Source organism: Aquabacterium sp. (assembly GCF_004297345.1).
Lineage (GTDB): Bacteria > Pseudomonadota > Gammaproteobacteria > Burkholderiales > Burkholderiaceae_C > Aquabacterium.
Genome location: NZ_SCTN01000435.1, coordinates 1 through 2,715, shown reverse-complemented (window position 1 = coordinate 2,715; position 2,715 = coordinate 1). Strand labels below are relative to the sequence as shown.

Below are 2,715 nucleotides of genomic sequence, written 5' to 3'. Positions count from 1 at the left end.
CGAGTGTGCTGCCAGCCTGAGTCCTGTTTCATTCACCTCGGCCCTGTTGAGGGCAGAAAGACGGCATCCGCATGAGCATGAGTCAGTCGATCCCTTCTCGCACGGCGGTGCACGGTGCATTGCTGATGGCGTTGTGCACGGTGCATGCGCAGGCTCAGGCTGCTGATGCACAGCCCTTGTCCATGCCGATGTCGGTGGAGATGCGTTTCGACCCCGCGCACATCGAGGGTGGCGAGCGCCTGGGCCTGGTGAGCACGGCCTTGCTGCTGGAGCCTGTGCCTGACTGGTGGATGGGGCCCGTGGTGGTGGGTGCTGCCAGCGGGCAACGGGGTGGGTTCTTTGTGCTGGGCGGGCAAGTGGCGCGCCGCTGGCAACTGACCGGGCCCTGGCGCGCGCAATTGGGGCTGATGGCCGGCGGTGGCGGGGGCGGGGGTGCGCCAGTTGGTGGCGGCTTGATGACGGTGCCATCGGCCAGCCTGTTGTATGACTGGGGCCCGGTTCAGGCAGGGCTGGCGTGGTCGCGGGTGAACATGCCCAGTGGGCGCATCGGCAGCCAGCAAATCGGCCTGGTGCTCAACTGGGATGGGCGTTTGCATTACTTCGATGCGGCCGATGTGGGGCGCAGCGGTGCCACGTCCACGCGTACCGGCGTGGGTGTGGATCGCCTGATGTTGACGGGCGCGCAATTGACCGTGAAGGCTCGCCCGGGTCAGCCGGCCAGCACGCTCAAGCTGCTTGGCGTGCGTGCTGAACAGCGCGCAGGGGCCAATTGCTACTGGGGGTTGGAGGCTGCTGCCGCGACACACGGCGGGGCGGACGGCTACATGGAAGTGCTGGGCACGGGGGGCTGGGAGACGTCGGCCTCTGCACTGGGCCTGGACGATCTGTACGCCGGGGTGCGGCTTTCGCTGGGCCTGGGCGGCGGTGGTGCGCTCGACACGGGCGGTGGCGCGCTGGGCAAGGCTGCAGGGGTGTTGCGATGGGAGATCGGCCCTGATGCCTTTGTCGGTGTGGAGGCTGGTGTGGTGCGTGCGGGCAGTGGCGACTATCGAGGGCATTACGCCCAATGGCAACTGGGGTGGCAACTGGATCACCCTGGGCGTGCGTCATCTGCTCAGGTGGTCGGGCTGGAGTGGTCGGCCAGCTTGCAGCATGTACTGCAGGCGCAGCGTAAAGATGGGCGCCAGCTTGATCTGGATACCGTGGGCATCAAGCTCAAGCGGCTGCTGGGTTCGCAGTTCTACCTGACGGGGCAGGCGCACAGTGCCTTTTCTGGCCAGGCTGGGGCTTATTCGTTGGGCTTGGCCGGGGCCGGGTGGCAGACCGATCTGGGCAGCCCTCAGTGGCGCCTGGGCGCGGAGTTGCTGGCGGGCGCCGCAGGCGGTGGTGGCGTGGCCACAGACGGAGGCGCTGTCGTACAAGGCATGGTGATGCTGGGCCGAAGCATAGGGCCTGGCCGGCAATTGCAAGTTGGCGCGGGGCGCGTTCGCAGCCTTCATGGCGGGTTGAGCAGCCCTGTTCTCGATGTCAGTTGGGTGCAATCCTTTGGCGCCGGGCAGCGTTGAGCTGTCTGAAAAAGCCAATTCGCCCCTAAATCACGAACGATCGTTCTATCCCGGTCTGACCCACTAAAGCGGACAGGCAGCCAGGCCGAAAGCGCTTGGGTTGCTGATCAGGCGCGTCTGCCTGTCGCGTCTTGCCGGAGGGTCTATGCGTCGTTTTGTACTTTTTATCGCTTTTGCGCTGTCGGTTCTGGGGCTCTCGGCCTGCGGCGGCGGTGGTGCGTCGTCAACGTCGTCCAACGGCGGGGGCAGTTCGGTCACGCAATCCAACATCACCTTGCCCTCGTCGGTGCAAGTGGTGTCTGCACATTGAGCCGGGAGCACATCATGAAGCTTTGGCGCAAAGGTATCCCGTTTGCCGTGACCACGCTGGTGGCCTGCCTGTCTTGTGCCGCCTGGGCCTCCCCGCCCAGCAGTGGCGCCTACGTCACTGATCATGCCAACGTCTGGGTGCAAGACCAGGTGGGGGACAAGGTCGGTACCGTGAACATGATCATGTGCATCATCTCCAGCATGCGGGCTGATGCCATGGTGAACCATGGGCCGTATGTGGCCCTGATCGATGAAAACAAGTGCCAGGGCCGGGGCGACACCAGCAAGTCGACCAGCAACAATGCGGGCGCCTCCAATGCCACCAACTACATGTTCAGCGTCATCAATGCCACGCAAGCATCGACCGATGACCCGCTGATCATCAAAGCCTGGTTGCATGAAGAGCAGGAAGACAATGGCTCCACGCAGAAATCCATGATTTATGCATATGTCAGTGCCTCGGCCGCACCGTCAGCCACCAACCCCAATGGCTTGTTCCAGATGTATTTTTGCGGTGAGGACACGGCCTCACCGGGCACCTGTGTGTTCAAGGGCTCGCTGCAGTCCGATGGCAACGGCTTGAGCTTTTTCAACCATGAAGTCCGCAATGGCGTGCAGGACACGAAACTGACACTGCAGAACAACCCGGCGCAGGATTCAGGCCTGGGGCGCGTGAGCGGTGTGGACATGCAGGGCAACACGGCTGTGCCCTTCAACTATGCCTTCGCCTATAACGCCAGCAACTTCCTGCGCACGGATGGCAGCAGCCCGGTTTGCTTCGATCGTGATCACACACATGGCGACATCTCCACATGGAGTTACGGCACCTACAACAGTGATG

3 protein-coding genes are annotated in these 2,715 nt (G+C 63.4%); all 3 read left to right on the top strand.

Features of this window, described 5'->3' with window-relative positions; all coding sequences use genetic code 11:
• Positions 1-77: 77 nt before the first annotated feature.
• Positions 78-1,565 (top strand): hypothetical protein, encoded by a 1,488-nt coding sequence (locus EPO09_RS16880; protein ID WP_290644716.1) that lies wholly within the window; start codon positions 78-80, stop codon positions 1,563-1,565.
• A 145-nt stretch (positions 1,566-1,710) separates the two neighbouring features.
• Positions 1,711-1,875, top strand: a complete 165-nt coding sequence (locus EPO09_RS16875) for a hypothetical protein (protein WP_290644714.1) — start codon at positions 1,711-1,713, stop codon at positions 1,873-1,875.
• Between the two features lie 14 nt (positions 1,876-1,889).
• On the top strand, positions 1,890-2,715 hold an 826-nt coding region (locus EPO09_RS16870; protein WP_290644712.1), incomplete at its 3' end, for a hypothetical protein.